The sequence below is a fragment of the Cellulosimicrobium sp. G4 BAM 1002 genome (genome assembly GCF_057126935.1).
Genome location: NZ_CP182109.1, coordinates 4279941 through 4297615, shown reverse-complemented (window position 1 = coordinate 4297615; position 17675 = coordinate 4279941). Strand labels below are relative to the sequence as shown.

Genomic DNA, 17675 nt, shown 5'->3' with positions numbered 1-17675 from the left:
CATCCTCACGCAGTCAGGACGCGACCGCGAGGACGTCGCGGACGTCGGCGACGAACGCGTCGACGTCCGCAGCGGTGGTGTCCCACGCGCACATCCAGCGCACCTCGACGCGGTCGGGCGACTCGCCAGGACCCCAGTCGTAGAAGCGGTGCCGCTCGTGCAGGCGCGCCGCGGCCGCGCGGGGGAGCGTCGCGAACACCGCGTTGACCTGCGTGGGCTGCGTGAACGCGAGGGCGGGCGCCGCGAGCTCCTCGAGCTCCGCACGCAGGCGGGTCGCCGCGGCGTTGGCGCGACGCGCGTTGCGCAGCCACAGCTCGTCGGCGTCCGCGGCCTCGTCGACCTCCGCGACGACGTCGCCCACGGGCTCGAACAGCGCGAGGAGCTGCGCGGAGACGTACCGCATCTTGGACGCGAGCTGCATCGTCGCCTTGCGGACGAACTCCACGCCGTCGACCGCCGAGGGGTCGAGCACGACGACCGCCTCGCCGAGCGCGAGGCCGTTCTTGGTCCCGCCGAACGACAGCACGTCGACCCCCGCGTCCGTCGTGAGCGCGCGCAGAGGCACGCCGAGCGCCGCGGCAGCGTTCGCGAGGCGCGACCCGTCGAGGTGCACCCGCATGCCGCGCGCGTGCGCGGCGTCCGCCACCGCGCGGATCTCGGCGGGCGTGTAGAGCGTGCCGAGCTCGGTCGACTGCGTGAGCGACACGACGAGCGGCTGCGCGCGGTGCGGGTCGCCGAGGTCGCCGGCGAAGCGCTCGACGGCGTCGGGCGTCAGCCTCGCGTCGGGGGCGGGGACGGCGAGCACCTTCACGCCGCCGACCCGCTCGGGCGCGCCGTTCTCGTCCGTGTTGAGGTGCGCGTGCTCCGTCGCGACGACCGCCCCCCAGCGCGGCAGCATCGCCATGAGCGCGACGACGTTCGCGCCCGTGCCGGTGAGCACCGGGTAGGCCGTGGCGTCGGCGCCGAAGCGCTCGCGCACCGCGTCCTGCAGGCGTGCGGTCCACGGGTCCTCGCCGTACGAGATCTCGTGGCCGGCGCTCGCCGCGGCGAGCGCCGCGAGCACGTCGGGGTGGGCAGGGGCGTAGTTGTCGGACGCGAACGAGGTCACGTGCTCAGGGTAGGTCGCCGCGCGCGAGCGGATCGCGACGGGCCTAGCGTCGGACCAGGCGCCGACGCCGGCGCCGAGCCGATCCGGAGGTGCAGCATGACCACGAACCCCGACCCGGACCCCGTGGGCCCCGCCGACCCGACCCGCCCCGCCGACCCGACCCGACCCGACGACCCGACTCGTCCGGTCGACCCCACGGGTCCGGTCGAGCCGGTCCGCCCGGCCGAGCCCGTCGTCGACCCGCCGAAGTCCCCCGGACCGCCGCCGGACCCGTCGGCCCCGCCGTACGACCCGACGCCGACCGAGCCGGTCCCCGGCGAGCCGCGACCGAGCGACCCGGTGCCGGACGAGCCCGACTGGCCGTCGTCGCCCGGCAGGCCCGTGGGGCCGGACGAGCCGACGCACGGCTGACCCGCGGCGCCCGCGAGGTCGCACGCACGACGCCCCGCCCATGGAGCCACGGGGCGGGGCGTCGTGCGTCGGCTCACAGGAGCCGGCGCGACTCCTGGTGCGTGATGCGCAGCCACCGGAAGCCGTAGCCGTCGAGCCGCACCTCAGCCGTGCCGTCCGGCTCGGGCTCGACGTCGTCGTGGTCGAGCAGGTCGACCAGGCGGGCGTCGTCGGGGAGCTCGTCCAGGGCGAGCGGCACGACGGCCGGGTTCGGCGAGAGGTTGTGCAGCGTGACCATCGACGCGTCCTGCCACGTCGTGCGCAGCGCGAGCACCGAGGGCACCGGCTGGTCCAGCACGACGGCGTCGCCCCACCCGAGCTCGGGGCACTCGCGGTACCGGTGCGCGAGCAGCCGCACGAACGTGAGGAGCGAGTCGGGGTCGCGCCGCTGGTCCGCGACGTTGACGTGCTCGGGGGCGTACCCGTCGCCCGGCTGGGGCGCGGTGAGGCGGCGTGCCGGCGCGCGCGAGAAGCCGCCGTTCGCCGCCGACGTCCACTGCATGGGGGTGCGCACGGCGAGACGACCCGGGACGTCGAGGTTCTCGCCCATCCCGATCTCCTCGCCGTAGAACAGCACCGGGGTCCCGGGCAGGGCGAAGAGCAGGGAGTAGACCATGCGCACCCGGCGCGGGTCGCCGCCGAGCATCGGGGGCAGCCGGCGCCGCAGCCCCCGGCCGTAGAGCTGCATGCCCTCGTCCGGCCCGAACGCGGCGAACACCTCTTGGCGCTCGTCCTCGGAGAGCTTGTCGAGCGTCAGCTCGTCGTGGTTGCGCACGAACGTCGCCCACTGGGTGTCGCGCGGGATGGGCGGGCGTGCCCGGAGCGACGCGGCGAGCGGCCCGGCGTCGTGGCGAGCGAACGCCAGGTACATGGCCTGCATCGCGTTGAAGTCGAACTGCATCGTCAGCTCGGAGCTCGTGACGCCGCCGGGATCGCCGTCCCCGGGGTCGCCGTCGCCGAAGAAGCGGGCCTGCTCGAGGTAGGGCAGGTTGACCTCGCCCATGAGGATCGCGTCCCCCGAGCGTCGCCCGAGGAACGCACGCAGCACGCGCAGCATGTCGTGCGGGTCGTCGATCTCGTCGCCCGGGGTCCCGGCGGCGTCGGTCAGCGCGAACGGCACCGCGTCGACGCGGAAGCCCGAGATGCCGAGCTCCAGCCAGAAGCCGATGGTCTTGGCGATCGCGTCGCGCACCTTCGGGTTCGCCGTGTTGAGGTCGGGCTGGTGCTTGTAGAACCGGTGCCGGTACCACTCGCCCGACTTCTCGTCGAGGGTCCAGATGCCCTCCTCCTGGTCGGGGAAGACGACCTGGTCCTTCGTCGACGGCGGCTCGTCGGAGCGCCACACGTAGAAGTCGCGGAACGCGTCGTCGGTCGAGCGGCGCGCGCTGCGGAACCACGGGTGGCGGTCGGACGTGTGGTTCACGACGAGGTCGACGATGACGCGGATGCCCCGGTCCCGGGCCGTCCGCACGAGCTCGACGACGTCGCCCAGGTCGCCCAGGCGCGGGTCCACCCCGAGGAAGTCGGTGATGTCGTAGCCGTCGTCCCGCTCCGCCGTCGGGTAGAAGGGCATGAGCCACAGGCACGTCACCCCGAGGTCGGCGAGGTGGTCGATGCGCTGCACGAGGCCGGGGAAGTCCCCGACGCCGTCGTCGTTCCAGTCCATGAACGTCTCGACGTCCAGGCAGTAGACGACGGCGTTCTTCCACCACAGGTCTCCGGTGTCGCGGATCCTCATGACGCACCTCCGGCGGTCGCGGCGCACGCTTCCCGGAGCGCGGGGAGCAGCGTCTCGCCCGCCGCGTCGAGGAACGCGTCCTGCTGCTGCCCGACGTGGTGCAGGTACACCTCGTCGAACCCGCACGCGGCCATCTCGGCCACGCGGTCCGCGAGGCGCCGCGCGTCGTGCTCGACGAGCACCGTCCCGCGGACCTCCTCCGGACGCACGAGGTCCGCGACGGCGTCGAACTGCTCGGGCGTCTCGAGGTGCCAGCTCACGCTCGGCGGCAGCAGGTTGGAGCGCCACTGGTCGTGCGCGACGGCGAACGCTGCCTCGTCGTCCTCGGCCCACGCGACGTGGACCTGCAGGGCGAGCTCCCCCCGCCCGCCCGCGTCGCGGTACTCGCCGACGACGCGGCGCAGCGACTCGACCGGCTGGTTCACCGTCACGAGGCCGTCGGCCCAGCCGGCGTGCCGGCGCGCGGTCGGCGGGGTGACGGCGGCGCCCACCAGGCGCGGGACGTCGTCGGGCAGGGACCACACGCGCGCGCGGTCCACGGTGACGTGGCCGTGGTGCGTGACCTCCTCGCCCGCCAGCAGCGCGCGGATGACGTCGGCGCACTCGCGGAGCCGGGCGTCGCGGTCCGCCTTGGTGGGCCAGGGGTCGCCCGTGACGTGCTCGTTCATCGCCTCGCCGGAGCCGAGCGCCGCCCAGAACCGGCCAGGGAACATCGAGCCCAGGGTCGCGATCGCCTGGGCGACGATCACCGGGTGGTAGCGCTGGCCGGGCGCGGTGACGACGCCGAACGGCAGCCCCGTCGTCGCGAGCGCGGCGCCGAGCCAGGACCAGGCGAAGCCCGACTCGCCCTGCCGCTCGCTCCAGGGCGCGAGGTGGTCCGAGCACATCGCGACGTCGAAGCCGACCTCCTCCGCCCGCCGGGCCGCGGCGAGCAGGGGTCCGGGCGGGATCTGCTCGTGGGACGCGTGGAATCCGAGAGTGACCATGGCTGCCAGTGAACCGACTCTGCGTCCCCCTCGCGCGGTGGGAGCGGTCCGAGGGGTGGCGCGAGGGGAGGTCGTGAAGGGCCGGTGCCCGTCCGACGGCGGCCCCCGCGGCGCCGGGTGCACCGCCGTACGCTGTGGCGATGCGCCTGCTGACCTGGACCTTCGCCGCCTATCTCGCCGCGGTCCTGGTCGTGACGCTGTGGCCGTCGCCGCAGTCGACGGACGCCCCCGGCTGGGCGACCGCGACGCTCGACGTGCTGCACGGGCTCGGCATCCCCATGACGCTCCCGGTGCTCGAGGCGTCGGCGAACGTCGTGATGTTCGTGCCGTTCGGCGTGCTCGGCGCCCCGCTCCTGCGCGGTGCCACGGCGCGACGGCGCGGCGTGCCGACCGGGGCGTGGCGCGCCGTCGGGCTCGTGACGCTGGCCGGTGCGGCGCTGTCCGCCGCGATCGAGCTCACCCAGAACCTCCTGCCCGGCCGCGTGCCGACCGTGCAGGACGTCGTGCTCAACACCGCTGGTGCGTTCCTCGGCTCGGTGCTCGTGGCGGTCGTCGTCGTGTCGAGGCGCGGAGGCGGAGGGACTCAGCCCGCGACGTCGCCGTCGACGTAGCGCCAGCGGTCGTCCTCGCGGACGAAGCGGCTGACCTCGTGGAGGCGGCCGCGGTCCGACGGGTCGGTACGCGAGCGGTGGTGCGCGACGAACTCCACGACGCCGGTGGTGTCGAACGGGCCCCCGGCCTCGGTGCGCACGACGTCGAGGCGCCGCCACTCGAGGTCGTCGTCGAGGTCGAGGTCCACCGGCCGGGTCGAGGGGTGCCACGTCGCGAGGAGGTACGCCGTGTGGCCCACGGCGAACGCGCTGTAGCGCGAGCGCATCAGTGCCTCGGCGGTCGGGGCGTGGAGCCCGGCGTGGTACCGGCCGCAGCACGCGCCGTAGGTGTCGCCGGACAGGCAGGGGCAGCGGGCGTCGTCGGGCAGCGGACGCGTGCCGGGAGCCGCGGTCACGAGCGCTCCGGTCGCTCGACCGCGTCGACGACGCGGTGGGCGATGTCCTCGAGCTGCGCGAGGCCGTCGGTGCCGAGCGGCTCGAACAGGACCTCGCGCAGCAGCTCGGTGTGGCCGCGGACGGCCCGCAGGAGCGCGCGGCGGCCGGGGTTGGTGAGGACGATCCACGTGCCGCGCGCGTCGTCGGGGCAGTCGGTCCGCTCCAGCAGCCCGCGCTCCGTCATGCGCCGGGTCAGGTGGGACACGCGGCTGCGCTCCCAGCCGAGCTCGGCGGCGAGCTCGCCCGTGCGCAGCGCACGGTCGTCGGCGGCGTGCAGCACGGAGAGCACCTGGAACTCCGCGGGGGAGAGGTCGCCCGCGGTGCGCATGGCTGCCTCGAGCGCTCGGTCGAGCGTCCGGCGCATCGCGAGGTAGGCGTCCCAGGCGTCGCGCTCGGCGTCGTCGAGGACCGGGTGTCCCGTCATGCGGACGATCCTACCGTTGGTAGGTGACACGTCACCGAGATGGAGTTATGGTGACGCATCACCAACTTTGGTGACACGTCACTCTTCTGGAGGAACCATGAGCTCGACCCCGCGCATCGCGGTCCTCGTCGGGAGCACGCGCGCCGGACGCAACAGCGCGGGCGTCGCGCGCTGGGTGCTCGACCGTGCCGCCCAGCGCTCCGACGCCACGTTCGACCTCGTCGACCTCGCCGACCACCCGCTGCCGCACCTCGACGAGGCGCTCCCGCCCCGCATGCAGCAGTACGAGAACCCGCTCGTGTGGGAGTGGTCGCGCGTGATCGAGGGCTTCGACGGGTATGTCGTCGTGACGCCCGAGTACAACCACGCGCCGCCCGCCGTGCTGAAGAACGCGCTGGACTGGCTCTACCACGAGTGGGCCGACAAGGCCGTGGGCTTCGTCGGCTACGGGGTCCAGGGCGGTTCGCGCGCCGTCGAGCAGCTGCGCCTCGTCGCCGGGGAGCTCCAGCTCGCCGACGTGCGGACGTCCGTCGGGCTGTCGCTCTACGACGACTTCGAGGACTTCGCACGCGTCGCGCCGCGTGAGCGGCACCGGGGCGACCTCGACGCGACGCTCGACGAGGTCGTGGCGTGGAGCGTCGCCCTGGCCTCGGTGCGCGAGCGCAAGGCGACGACGGCCGCGGCCTGACCAGGCCCTGACACGACGGCGCCCGCTCACCGGGGTGGTGAGCGGGCGCCGTCGTGCAGTGGTGCGTCAGTCCTTCGGGTCCCAGGGGCCCCAGCGGTCGCCGGGCTCCTGGTTCCGGGTCCACCACTTCGCGGTGTACTCGGTGCCCTCGTGCGTCACCGTGTCGCCCTTGGTGTAGACGCGGGTCGGCTTCCACGCGCCGACGCCGTCGGAGTCGACTCCCGCGATCTCCTCCCACGGACCCCACGGGTCACCGGGGGTCTGGCCCTTGGTCCACCACTGGGCCCGCCACACGGCGCCGCCGTAGGTGACCGCGGACCCGCCGGTGTAGGTAGCGCTCTTCGACCAGGCGGCCGGCTCGACGTACGTCGGCTGGGCCTGCGGGTTGAACTCGTCCGTGACGACCGTCTTCGCCGCGTTGGTGACCGGGTCGTCGAGCAGCAGGACGTCGAGCCCCATCTGGATGTCGTTCGAGATGATCGCGCCGTTGTACCAGTACGCCGACCACGAGCCGCCCAGGATGAGCCGCTCGGTGGACAGCGCGCCACGGTCGAACCACGCGAGCTCGACGGGGTTCGCCGAGTCCGTGAAGTCCCACACCGAGATGCCGCCCTGGTACCAGGCCTGGACCATGATGTCGCGGCCCGGGACCGGGATGAGCGAGCCGTTGTGCGCGACGCAGTTCTCCGTCGCCGCCTGCTCCCGGTCGATCTTGTAGTAGCTCTTGAACACGAGCTGGCCGTCCACGATGTCGTAGATCGCGTCCGCGCCCTTCTCCGGTCCGGTCGCCGCGTTGCACGTGGGCGCGCCGCCGCCGCCGAGCTCGTCGGTGAAGACGACCTTGGTGCCGGCGTTGTTGAACGTCGCCGAGTGCCAGAACGCGAAGTTCTCGGTGTCGCGGATCCTCTCGGTGACCACCGGGTTCGCGCGGTCGGAGATGTCCATGAGGATGCCGTCGCCCATGCACGCGCCCGCCGCGAGGTCCTTCGACGGGTAGGTGGTGATGTCGTGGCAGCCCGACGTCTCGCGCGAGTAGTTGCCGCTCGGGTTGCCGCCGTCGCCGACCGGCGGGGCCGGGAACAGGACGGGCGTGGAGACGAGCGCGGCCGCGGCCGGGTCGTCGAGCGGGATCTGCACGACCGAGATGAGGTCGAGCGGCGGCTGGCAGTCGGGGAACGACGCGTTCGGGCTGTACGACGAGACGTAGACGAACAGCTCCTGCCCGTCCTTCGACGGCGCGAGCGAGTGCGTGTGCGACCCGCACTGCGTCTCGACCGACGACACGTACTGCGGCGACGTCGGCTCCGAGATGTCGAAGACCTTGATGCCCTCCCACGACTCCTTGACCGTGGCGCTCTGGGCGACGTTCTCGCACGAGTCGTTGCTGCGCGAGGAGTCGGTGCTGAGGACGAGCAGGTCGCCGTAGACCGAGATGTCGTTCTGGGATCCGGGGCACACGACCTGGGCGACCTGGACCGGAGCGGTCGGGTCCGCGACGTCGTACACCGTGAAGCCGCCGTAGTTGCCGGCGAACGCGTAGTGGTCCTGGAACGCGAGGTCGCTGGAGTACTGACCCTCGGGCGCGAACTCGCCGTTCTTCGGGATGTTCGCGACGTGGGTCAGGTTGGGGGTGCCGGCGACCTCTCCCGGTGCCAGGACGTCGGTGGCCTGGGCGAGGGGGGCGAGGCGCTGTGCGGGGAGGGAGGAAGCGGACTGCTCGACGAGCTCGGCCACCGCCTCGGGTGATCCGTCGGACGGTTCGGCGGACGCCGACGAGGCGATCGCGAGCGAGGAGACGGCAAGCGTGGCCGCCATGGACGAGGCGAGCAGGAACCGGCTTCTCTGCCGGTGCGTCTGCCGGTGCGTCGTTCGATGCACGGGGGAAACACCTCCTTGGTAGGGTTCCCGCATTCTGACGGGCAAATGTGACGTGTACCACCCAAACTGGGCTGTTTTCGGAGACTTTTTACACGGAGGGAACAGGGCGAGTGCAGAGTTTTCCCAGCGGTAACGCGGCGCCGGGTCCCGGCAGGCGAGTCCTGACCTGCGGGTTCGTCCTCCTCGGCGTCATGCTCGGGGCCTCGGCGTGCACCGACGACCCTCAGCCGACGTCGACGCCGTCGAGCGTCGTCGTGCAGCCCGGCCGGCCGGGGGAGGAGGCCACGACCGTCGCGCCCGAGGACTACGAGGCCGCGCCGGAGGAGGACACCTGGAACCAGGCGGACGTCGCGTTCGTCGCCGGGATGATCGAGCACCACCTCCAGGCGCTGGAGATCGCCGCGCTCGCGCCGGACCGCGCGGAGTCCGACGCGGTCCGGTCGTTCGCGGAGCGCGTCACCGCGGCGCAGGGTCCCGAGGTCCATGCGCTCGCGTCGTGGCTCCAGGCGCGCGACCTCGCCGTGCCTGCCGGCGCCGAGGACGCGGGCGGGACGGGCCCGCGCGCCCCGGCGGGTACGGATGCGGAGCACGACGCGCACGCGCACGGGGACGGTGTCGTCGGGATGCTCTCGGAGGAGCAGCTCGCCGCGCTCGCGGCCGCGAGCGGCGCGGAGTTCGACCGGCTCTGGGTCGAGGGGATGATCCAGCACCACCAGGGCGCGCTCGACATGGCGGACGTCGTGCTCGTCGAGGGCCACGACCTGTCCGCGAACGAGATCGCGGCCGAGACGGCGTCGGGCCAGGGCGGCGAGATCGACCGACTGCGCGACCTCCTCGCGACCCTCTGATCCCGCCGGACCGAGACGGGTCTCGGTCCGGCTCGGTCCGGCGGGAGCGGGTCAGCAGGAGAGGTTGTTCCCCGGGGTCGTGCCGAGGATCTGCGTGAAGCGCTGGAACGCAGCGATGCGCGACTGGACCTGCGCCGGGTTGCCGCCGTTGCACTCCATCGAGCCGTTGATGGACCGGATCGACTCGCCGAAGCCCGCGCCGGAGACGATCGCCTGGTGCCCGGACATGGAGCCGGCCCCCGACTGGGTGTTCCAGAACCACAGCCCGGTCTTCCACGCGACGGCCGCGTTCTGCTCCACGAGGTACGGGTTGTTCAGCAGGTCGATGCCGAGCGCGTCGCCCGCGGCCTTGTAGTTGTAGTTCCAGCTCAGCTGGATCGGGCCCTTGCCGTAGTACGCGCTCTGGCCCGCGGGGCAGCCGTAGGGTTGCGAGCGGTCGCAGTAGTGCGAGTAGTTCGCGGTGTTGATCTCCTTGATGTAGACCAGACCGCCGGTCTCGTGGTTGACGTTCGCGAGGAACGCCGCCGCCTCGCGCTTCGCGACCTGGTCGCCGCCGGTCGTCGCGAAGCCCGGGTAGGCGGACAGCGCGTCGACGAGGCCCTGGTACGTGTAGAACGAGTTCCGGTTCGGGAACATCTGGTTGAACTGCGCCTCGGAGACGACGAAGCTGCCGGGGTTGCCCGGGTTCCCGGGGTTGCCCGGGTCCGTCCCGCCGCCGCAAGCGCCCTGGGTGCGCCAGACGCCCCACTCGCCGGTCGTGCCGGGCGTCTCGCCCTGGGTCCACCAGCCGGCCTTCCAGTTCTGCCCGCCGTGGGACACCACCGCGCCGCCGAGGTACACGGAGCCGGAGCTCCACGCGGGCGCGCAGGCGGCCGCGTGCGCCGGCGATGCGGGGCCCGCGACGGACCACGCGACGGCGGCCGTGAGCGCGAGGACGAGGGCGAGCAGCGCCGCCACCGGACGGGGGACGGCTCGTCGGAGAGCGGCTGCCGCGGGAACGGGCGACGCCGGGGATCGCGTGTGCATCGGTGCACCTTTCGTCGGGGTCGGGTCACCCCGAGCCTGGGCGCGGCGCGGTGACGTGGACAACCCCCGTACGGGGAACCCCGTAGTCCGCGCGACGCCGGGAGCAGCGGGTACGACGCCCTGGTCGTCGACGCGCCCGGGACGCACACGCTCGCCGGGGCGCCCGGGGCTGGAACCTCCGCTGCGGTGCGCCTGAACCTCGGGGGCTGACCTCCTGCCGAGGGCACGCGCGATTGCTTGTGGGTCGATCCCAAGAGGGGCGTAGCCTGGGTAGCACACACTCGCCCATGGGCCGTCGAGTCATGAGATCGCACGACGAACTCCTCCGCTCAGTTTCGCACCACCTCAATGGTTGGGGCTCGGCGGGGGACTGGGGACGTCATGGCCAAGCCGTTCAGTGGAATCGTCAACGTCGATGTTCGGGACTCGGAAGCAGACTGGGAGCCGTTCGGGGCGCCAAAGGCGCCAGACGGAGCGCCGAACGTCGTCTATGTCGTGCTCGATGATGTGGGCTTCTCGGCGATGTCAACCTACGGCGGCCCCATCGAGACACCCAATATCGAGCGGGTTGCCGCTGACGGCGTGCGCTACACCCAGTGGCACACCACCGCACTCTGCTCGCCCAGCAGGTCGTGCCTGCTGACCGGCCGCAACCACACGCGTAACAGCATGGCGTGCATCACGGAAGCGGCCATCGGATTCCCGAACGCGAGCGGCACCATTCCACCTGCGAACGGGATGCTCGCCGAGATCCTCGGCGAACTCGGCTGGAACACCTACGCCGTCGGAAAATGGCACCTGTGCCCCGACGACGAGATGAACGTAGCCTCGACGCGGCGGAACTGGCCGAGCGGCCGCGGGTTCGAGCGGTTCTACGGATTCCTGGGGGCCGAGACGAACCAGTGGTACCCCGACATCGTCTACGACAACCACCCTGTAGACCAGCCGAAGTCGCCCGAAGAGGGCTACCACTTCACCGAGGACATCACCGACAAGGCCATCGAGTTCATCCGCGACGCGAAGGCCATCGCCCCGCAGAAGCCATTCTTCCTCTACTACGCCCCAGGTGCGGCACACGCCCCGCACCACGCGCCGAAGGAATGGGTCGACCGGTACGCAGGGAAGTTCGACGCAGGCTACGAGTCGATCCGAGAGCAGACCCTGGCGCGGCAGAAGCAGCTCGGAATCGTCCCTGCGGATACCGAGCTGCCTCCCCTCAATCCCCTCGGCAGGCCCGGAACGAGGAGTGGGCCAGAGGGCGTTCCGTTCCCCGCGATGGACGAGACTCGGCCTTGGGACTCGCTCTCCGACGAGGAAAAGCGGTTGTTCTGTCGCATGGCTGAGGTGTACGCCGGATTCCTGTCGCACGCCGACCACCACTTGGGGCGGCTCCTCGACTATCTCGACGACATCGAGGAACGGGACAACACCCTGGTGGTGATCGTCTCGGACAACGGTGCGAGCGGTGAAGGTGGCCCGAACGGTTCGGTCAACGAGATGCGGATGATGAACGGCATCCCGGACGACATGGCCGGCAACCTCGCGATGCTCGAAGAGCTCGGGGGTGTCAACACGTACAACCATTATCCGAACGGCTGGGCGATGGCGTTCAACACGCCGTTCAAGATGTGGAAGCGCTACGAATTCAATGGGGGCACGTGCGATCCGTGCATCATCTCTTGGCCGTCCGGATGCAGTGCCCGCGGCGAGATCCGCGACCAGTACCACCACGCCGTGGACATCGTGCCGACAGTGCTCGATGCGCTCGGTGTCGAGCCGCCCGGGCAGATCAAGGGACACGAGCAGAGCGCGTTCGACGGCGTCAGCATGCGCTACTCGCTCGACGACGGTACGGCACCCACCATGCGCCGTACCCAGTTCTATTCGATGCTCGGTTCGCGCGCCCTCTGGCACGATGGCTGAAAGGCGATCACCAACCATCCGACACTGAGCGGCTGGGGACATTTCAACGACGACGAGTGGGAGCTGTACTACACCGACGTGGATCGGGCCGAGCTGCACAACGTCGCGGCTCAGCACCCCGAGCTGGTGCGAGAGCTCGTGAACCTGTGGTTCGCCGAGGCGGGGCGGAACCAGGCATTCCCGCTCGACGACCGCTCTGCCCCAGAGATCCTGATGACCCCGCGCCCCGTGCTCTCGGCGCCCCGCGACCGATACGACTACTTCGCAGACATGGCGGAGGTACCCGAGTCGCAGTCCGTCAATGTGCGCAACCGGTCCTTTGTCATCGGCGCACTCGTCGATCTTCCGGTGCCGGGCGCAGAGGGCGTGCTCTTCGCCCAGGGGTCGAAGTTCGGCGGGCACGCCCTCTATGTGAAAGACGGCCGACTCCACTACGTCAACAACTTCGTCGGGATGGTGGAACAGAAGGTTGACGCCACGGAGGACCTGCCGTTGGGCAAGAATCTCATCCTCGTGGCGTCCTTCGAAAAGAACGGCGAGGAGAACCGCGTCGCAACGGGTACGCTCACGCTGCACTACGGCGAGCGCGAGGTGGGCAGCGCCTCGATTCGGACCCAGCCCGGGAAGTTCTCGATCGCCGGCGAGGGGCTCACGGTCGGTCGAGACGGCGGCGAACCCGTGACCGACGACTACCCGGGCGTCGCGCCGTGGCGATTCACCGGTGGGACCCTCCGTCGTGTACGCGTCGACGTCAGCGGTGAGCCGTTTGTCGACCTCGAGCGTGAGGCCCAGGCGATGCTCCTGCGCGAGTGACGAGGACCGCCCGCGCCGCGAAGACTCGCGTCCGTGACGGCGCGGGCGATGAGCTGCAGCTCGCTCTCCCGCCGTAGTTCCTGGCGCTGGTGGATCGCGGTGATGTTCCCGCCACGCACTGAGCCCCGGAAGACTCGTGGGGAGTCGAGTGCGCGGCGGTGCGAGCGCGCTCCGGATCGGCGTCCGTCGTGCCGGGTCCGGTACGAATCTCGAGACCGGTGACAGCACGATCGAGCGCGGCCCGCCGGCCGGCGTTGTCGAGGCGCGGCGTGGGTGGGGTGGCGGACCGTGCGAGCGCTTGACGGCCCACGGGTGACGGTGAGACAGTGCTCGAACATCCCGGAAACGTTTCCAGGCGAGTCGTTCTGCGCGGCTCGGAAACGTTTCCAACGACGGACTCGACGACGAGGTGGAGCGACAGTGACGTCATCACGCGCCACGCTGATCCAGGTGGCACAGCGGGCCGGGGTCTCCCTGGCCTCGACCTCCCGCGCGCTGCACGGGACGGGCGCGAGCGAGGCGATGGTCGAGCGCGTGCGCGCGGCGGCCACCGAGCTCGGCTACAGCCCCGACGCCATCGGGCGCTCGCTGCGCCTCAAGAAGACGTTCCAGGTCGCCTTCGCGGTCGCGGACATCGGGAATCCTGTCTACGTCGAGATGATGACCGCGATCCACGAGGTGCTCGCGCCGCACGGGTACCGCGTCGTCGTCATGACCACGGGGGACACGCCCGCCTCGACCGCGGAGCTCGTCCGCAGCCTGTCGAGCGGGTTCGTCGACGCGATGATCCTCAGCCCGCTGCGCACCGACGACGAGCTCGTGCACGCGATCCAGCACGCGTCGGTGCCGGTCGTCGTCATCGGCCGTTCCCTCGCTGACCGCGGCATCGACTCGGTCTCGACCGACTCGGCGGGCGGCATCGGCGAGTCGGTGCGGCACCTGCTCGGCCTCGGGCGCCGCCGGATCGGCTTCCTCAACGGGCCGCTCGACACGACCCCCGGTGAGGCCCGCCAGCGCGGCTTCGACGCGGCGACCCAGGCTCCCGGGTTCACGGGGGAGCACGCGGAGGTCGCCGTCGCCGCGGACTTCACCGTCGCGGCCGGCCTCGCCGCGGCGCGCGAGCTGCTCGCCGGCGGGGCCGGCTCTTCCTCCGGAACGACGTCCGACAGCACCCCCCGCGTCGACGCGATCGTCGCGGCCAACGACCTCCTCGCGATCGGTGCGATCCGCGCCGTGCGCGAGGCCGGGCTCTCCGTCCCCCAGGACGTCGCAGTGACGGGCATGGACGACACGGAGATCGGCCGCGTGTTCCAGCCGAGCCTCACGAGCGTGTCGCTCGGCTCGACGGAGCGTGGCCGCGTGGCTGCGCAGCTCGTCCTCGACCTCGTCGACGGCGACGCGCAGGCCGGGCGGCACACGCTCGTCGGCCCGCGCCTCGTCGTGCGCGAGTCGACCGAGGCGCTCGACGCGACCCCGGCGGCCGCAGCGCCCGAGGCGAGCGTCGCCGTCGGGCAGCACGCCGCCGCACTGACGGAAGGAGGTGCGCGATGAGCGCCCCCACCCTCGCGGGCGACCCGCACGCCGCGGCGGCCCGCCGCGCGGTCCGCGGCGGACCGCGCCGGACCGGCGGCATGGCGCGCGCCAAGCGGCGCGAGGCGGTCGCGCTCGTCATGCCGTCGCTCCTGCCGATCCTCGTGCTGAGCGTCGCACCGCTCGTCATGGGCGTCGCGCTCGCCTTCACCGACGCGCGGCTCGTGCGCCACCCGGACTACCAGTTCGTCGGCGTCGACAACTTCGTGCGCCTCGCCGACAACAGCTTCTTCTGGGACTCGTTCCGGATCGGCATGATCTGGGCCGTCTCGGTGACGCTGCTCCAGCTCGTCGCGGCGATGGGGCTCGCGCTGCTGCTCAACTCGGGTCTGAGGCTCCAGGGCCTCACGCGCGTCCTCGCGCTCATCCCGTGGGCGATGCCGCCGGTCGTCGTGGCGATCATGTGGCAGATGATCTACTCGCCCAACGCCGGGCCGCTCAACGCGTTCCTCGGCAGCATCGGGCTCCCCGACGACATCAACTGGCTCGCGGACTTCTCGACGGCGCTGCCCGCCGTGATCGTCGTCGGCGTCTGGGTCGGCATGCCCCAGACGACCGTGACCCTCCTCGCCGGGCTCCAGCAGATCCCGGACGAGCTGCACGAGGCCGCCGCGATGGACGGCGCGAACGCGTGGCGCCGGTTCACCGCCGTGACGCTGCCGAGCCTGCGGCCGATCATCACGTCGATCACGTCGTTGAACTTCATCTGGAACTTCAACTCGTTCTCGCTGGTCTACGTGCTCACGGAGGGCGGCCCGGGTGGCCGGACCATGCTCCCGATGCTGTTCACGTACCTCGAGGCGTTCAAGAACCGGAACATCGGCTACGCCGCCGCGATGGGCGTGGTGCTCGTGGTCGTCGTCGTCCTCCTGCTCGCGATCTACCTGCGGTCGCAGTTCCGCTCCGAGAAGGAGAGCTGATCCGTGCGCGCACTCGTCCGTCCCGCCCAGTACGCGGCCCTGGCGTTCTACATCCTGTTCCTCGGCTTCCCGCTGCTGTGGCTCATCTCGGCGTCGCTCAAGTCGTCCGGGGAGCTCAACTCGCTCACGGTGAGCCTCATCCCGCAGGACTTCCACTGGGAGAACTACTCCGAGGCGCTGTCCCGCCAGGGCCTCGTGCGCTCGGCGTGGAACAGCGCGGTCGTCGCGATCGTCTCGACGGCGCTCGTCATCGTCATCGCGCTGCCCGCCTCGTACGTGCTCGCCCGGCTCCGGGGGAAGATCCGCGCCGCGGGCGTGGGCTGGATCCTCGTGAGTCAGGTGTTCCCGGTGATCCTCATCATCCTGCCGCTGTTCCTCATCCTGCGGACCGTCGGGCTCACGGACTCGCTCGTCGGGCTCACGCTCGTCCACACCACGTACACGCTCCCGTTCGCCCTGTGGATGATGCAGGGCTACGTCTCGGCGATCCCCGTGGACCTCGAGGAAGCGGGCTCGATGGACGGCGCGACGCGGTTCACCGTGCTGCGCACGATCGTCTTCCCGCTGCTCATGCCCGGGGTCGTCGCGACGGCGATGTTCAGCTTCGTGTCGTCGTGGAACGAGTTCTTCTTCGCGCTCGTCCTGCTCCAGTCGCCCGAGAACTACACGCTGCCCATCACGCTGAAGATGTTCATCGGCGGCGAGGGCAAGGTGGCGCTCGGCCCGCTCGCCGCGGGGTCCGTGCTCGCGGCCATCCCCAGCATCGTCTTCTTCTCGCTCATGCAGAAGCGGCTCACCGGCGGCCTGCTCTCCGGCGCCGTGAAGGGCTGAGCCGCCATGACCGCCCGGCGACCGGCCCAGAGCCCGTCCGCCCACCAGACCTCACCGACCCACCCCCACCCGAAAGGTAGAACCATGAAGACTCGTGGTGCGTCCATCGCCGCATGCCTCACGATCACGACCCTCCTCGTCGCGTCCTGCGGGAGCGGCGGCGGGGGCGGCGAGGACGGCGGCGACGCCGGCCCCGTGACCCTGAAGTTCCAGTCGCTGTCCGACCAGCCCGCCGCGATCGAGGCGACCGAGAAGATCGTCGCCGACTGGAACGAGGCCAACCCCGACGTGCAGGTGGAGATCGTCCCCGCCGGCTGGGACGGCATCTACGACAAGCTCATCACCCAGTTCAACGGCGGCGCCGCGCCGGACATCATCCACTACGAGGCGGCGAGCATCGTGCCGTTCGCGGTCGACGGCTACCTCGCCGACCTCTCGGAGTACATGTCGGACGAGAAGCGCGCGGACATCCCCGAGGGCATCCTCGACTCCGTGACGGTCGACGACCAGGTCATCGCCTACCCGACCGAGCTGCAGTCCTACATGGTGTTCGCGAACAAGACGATGCTCGAGGCCGCGGGCGTCGAGATCCCCACGGGCGAGACCATGACCTGGGACGAGCTGCGCGAGATCTCGAAGGCCACGACGAAGGGCGGCGCCTACGGCCTCGGCTGGGGGCTCGCGAGCCCGACGGCGGCGTTCATGGCGATGGCCCCCGGGTTCGGCGGCGAGTACTTCGAGGGCACGGGCGCCGACGCGAGCATCACCATCGGCGAGGGCGAGATGGCGCTGCCCGAGCTCGTCGACGCGATGGCGCACGAGGACAACACGATCCTGCCCGTCACGCTCACCCAGTCCGGCTCGGAGACGCTCGCGTCGTTCTACGCCGGCCAGGTCGCGATGACGATCCAGGGCTCGTTCCAGGCCGCGAACATCGCGAACGACGCGCCCGAGGGCTTCGACTGGGTCGTGCTGCCGCCGCTCGAGGGCCCCGAGGGCGCCGAGCAGGCCGCGAACCCGCAGACGCTCTCCGTCAACATCGACTCCGAGCACGTCGAGGAGTCGGCCGAGTTCATCGAGTTCTTCACCGACACGGAGAACCTCGCCGCGCTCAACGAGGCGGACGCGCTCATCCCGGCGACGACGTCGGCCCAGGAGGCCATGGCCGCGTCGCTCGGCGAGGAGAACGGCTGGGACACGATCCTGTCGTCCGGCCAGTTCCTCACGTCGGCGCCGTACCTGTTCGTCGACGCGTACGCGCAGTGGAAGGACACGGTCGCGACGCCGGCGTACCAGAAGTTCCTCGCCCAGGAGATCGACGCCGACCAGCTCGCGAGCGAGCTGGAGAGCGGCTGGGAAGAGATCACGAAGTAGGCCGGAAGGCCGAGCACGACGGCCGGGGTGGT

17 protein-coding genes are annotated in these 17675 nt (G+C 71.3%); 10 read left to right on the top strand and 7 right to left on the bottom strand.

What is annotated here, in order from left to right:
- Nucleotides 1-13 precede the first annotated feature (13 nt).
- The gene (locus tag ACMXGY_RS19150; RefSeq protein ID WP_483774554.1) at nt 14-1108 is read right to left on the bottom strand and encodes a threonine aldolase family protein; all 1095 of its coding nucleotides are present in this window, start codon (nt 1106-1108) and stop codon (nt 14-16) included.
- Between the two features lie 96 nt (nt 1109-1204).
- Here ACMXGY_RS19150 and ACMXGY_RS19145 point away from each other — a divergent pair, with 96 nt between their 5' ends.
- Nucleotides 1205-1519, top strand: coding sequence for a hypothetical protein (locus ACMXGY_RS19145; RefSeq protein WP_483774553.1), 315 nt, complete (start codon nt 1205-1207; stop codon nt 1517-1519).
- A gap of 73 nt (nt 1520-1592) precedes the next feature.
- Here ACMXGY_RS19145 and ACMXGY_RS19140 read toward each other — a convergent pair whose 3' ends face one another.
- Complete coding sequence (locus ACMXGY_RS19140; RefSeq protein ID WP_483774552.1) at nt 1593-3296, bottom strand: alpha-amylase family protein; 1704 nt, start codon at nt 3294-3296, stop codon at nt 1593-1595.
- Nucleotides 3293-4282, bottom strand: a complete 990-nt coding sequence (locus ACMXGY_RS19135) for a TIGR03885 family FMN-dependent LLM class oxidoreductase (protein ID WP_483774551.1) — start codon at nt 4280-4282, stop codon at nt 3293-3295. The genes ACMXGY_RS19140 and ACMXGY_RS19135 overlap by 4 nt, the downstream gene beginning before the upstream one ends.
- Before the next feature lie 140 nt (nt 4283-4422).
- Here ACMXGY_RS19135 and ACMXGY_RS19130 point away from each other — a divergent pair, with 140 nt between their 5' ends.
- Nucleotides 4423-4893, top strand: a complete 471-nt coding sequence (locus ACMXGY_RS19130) for a VanZ family protein (RefSeq protein ID WP_483774550.1) — start codon at nt 4423-4425, stop codon at nt 4891-4893.
- Here ACMXGY_RS19130 and ACMXGY_RS19125 read toward each other — a convergent pair.
- Together ACMXGY_RS19125 and ACMXGY_RS19120 are read right to left on the bottom strand one after the other, a co-directional pair.
- Nucleotides 4866-5288 carry a YchJ family protein gene (locus ACMXGY_RS19125; protein WP_483774549.1) on the bottom strand — a complete coding sequence of 141 codons (423 nt, stop codon included), beginning with the start codon at nt 5286-5288 and terminating at the stop codon, nt 4866-4868. The two genes, ACMXGY_RS19130 and ACMXGY_RS19125, sit on opposite strands and share 28 nt — an antisense overlap.
- Nucleotides 5285-5752, bottom strand: coding sequence for a MarR family winged helix-turn-helix transcriptional regulator (locus tag ACMXGY_RS19120; RefSeq protein ID WP_483774548.1), 468 nt, complete (start codon nt 5750-5752; stop codon nt 5285-5287). Before ACMXGY_RS19120 ends, ACMXGY_RS19125 begins: the two co-directional genes overlap by 4 nt.
- A 97-nt stretch (nt 5753-5849) precedes the next feature.
- On the opposite strand from ACMXGY_RS19120, the gene ACMXGY_RS19115 reads away from it, so the two are divergent.
- Nucleotides 5850-6440, top strand: a complete 591-nt coding sequence (locus ACMXGY_RS19115; protein WP_483774547.1) for an NADPH-dependent FMN reductase — start codon at nt 5850-5852, stop codon at nt 6438-6440.
- A gap of 66 nt (nt 6441-6506) precedes the next feature.
- On the opposite strand, the gene ACMXGY_RS19110 is transcribed toward ACMXGY_RS19115, so the two are convergent.
- Entirely contained in the window at nt 6507-8318 is a 1812-nt protein-coding gene (locus ACMXGY_RS19110; RefSeq protein WP_483774546.1) for a carbohydrate-binding protein, read from the bottom strand.
- 191 nt (nt 8319-8509) lie between these two features.
- Between ACMXGY_RS19110 and ACMXGY_RS19105 the strand changes: the two genes are divergently transcribed.
- On the top strand, nt 8510-9166 hold the full coding sequence (locus ACMXGY_RS19105) for a DUF305 domain-containing protein (protein ID WP_483774545.1): 657 nt from the start codon (nt 8510-8512) through the stop codon (nt 9164-9166).
- A 51-nt stretch (nt 9167-9217) separates the two neighbouring features.
- On the opposite strand, the gene ACMXGY_RS19100 is transcribed toward ACMXGY_RS19105, so the two are convergent.
- On the bottom strand, nt 9218-10192 hold the full coding sequence (locus ACMXGY_RS19100; protein WP_483774544.1) for a glycoside hydrolase family 19 protein: 975 nt from the start codon (nt 10190-10192) through the stop codon (nt 9218-9220).
- Nucleotides 10193-10573: 381 nt separating this feature from the next.
- Here ACMXGY_RS19100 and ACMXGY_RS19095 point away from each other — a divergent pair, with 381 nt between their 5' ends.
- The 6 genes from ACMXGY_RS19095 (at nt 10574) to ACMXGY_RS19070 (ending at nt 17643) form a co-directional block, all read left to right on the top strand.
- The gene (locus tag ACMXGY_RS19095; protein WP_483774543.1) at nt 10574-12115 is read left to right on the top strand and encodes an arylsulfatase; all 1542 of its coding nucleotides are present in this window, start codon (nt 10574-10576) and stop codon (nt 12113-12115) included.
- 78 nt (nt 12116-12193) lie between these two features.
- Complete coding sequence (locus ACMXGY_RS19090) at nt 12194-12928, top strand: hypothetical protein (protein WP_483774542.1); 735 nt, start codon at nt 12194-12196, stop codon at nt 12926-12928.
- A gap of 420 nt (nt 12929-13348) precedes the next feature.
- A complete protein-coding gene (locus tag ACMXGY_RS19085; protein ID WP_483774541.1) occupies nt 13349-14479 on the top strand; it encodes a LacI family DNA-binding transcriptional regulator in 1131 nt (376 codons plus the stop codon).
- On the top strand, nt 14476-15438 hold the full coding sequence (locus ACMXGY_RS19080) for a carbohydrate ABC transporter permease (protein ID WP_483774540.1): 963 nt from the start codon (nt 14476-14478) through the stop codon (nt 15436-15438). Before ACMXGY_RS19085 ends, ACMXGY_RS19080 begins: the two co-directional genes overlap by 4 nt.
- Before the next feature lie 3 nt (nt 15439-15441).
- The gene (locus ACMXGY_RS19075) at nt 15442-16269 is read left to right on the top strand and encodes a carbohydrate ABC transporter permease (RefSeq protein ID WP_483774539.1); all 828 of its coding nucleotides are present in this window, start codon (nt 15442-15444) and stop codon (nt 16267-16269) included.
- Between the two features lie 84 nt (nt 16270-16353).
- Complete coding sequence (locus tag ACMXGY_RS19070; protein WP_483774538.1) at nt 16354-17643, top strand: ABC transporter substrate-binding protein; 1290 nt, start codon at nt 16354-16356, stop codon at nt 17641-17643.
- Nucleotides 17644-17675: the final 32 nt, after the last annotated feature.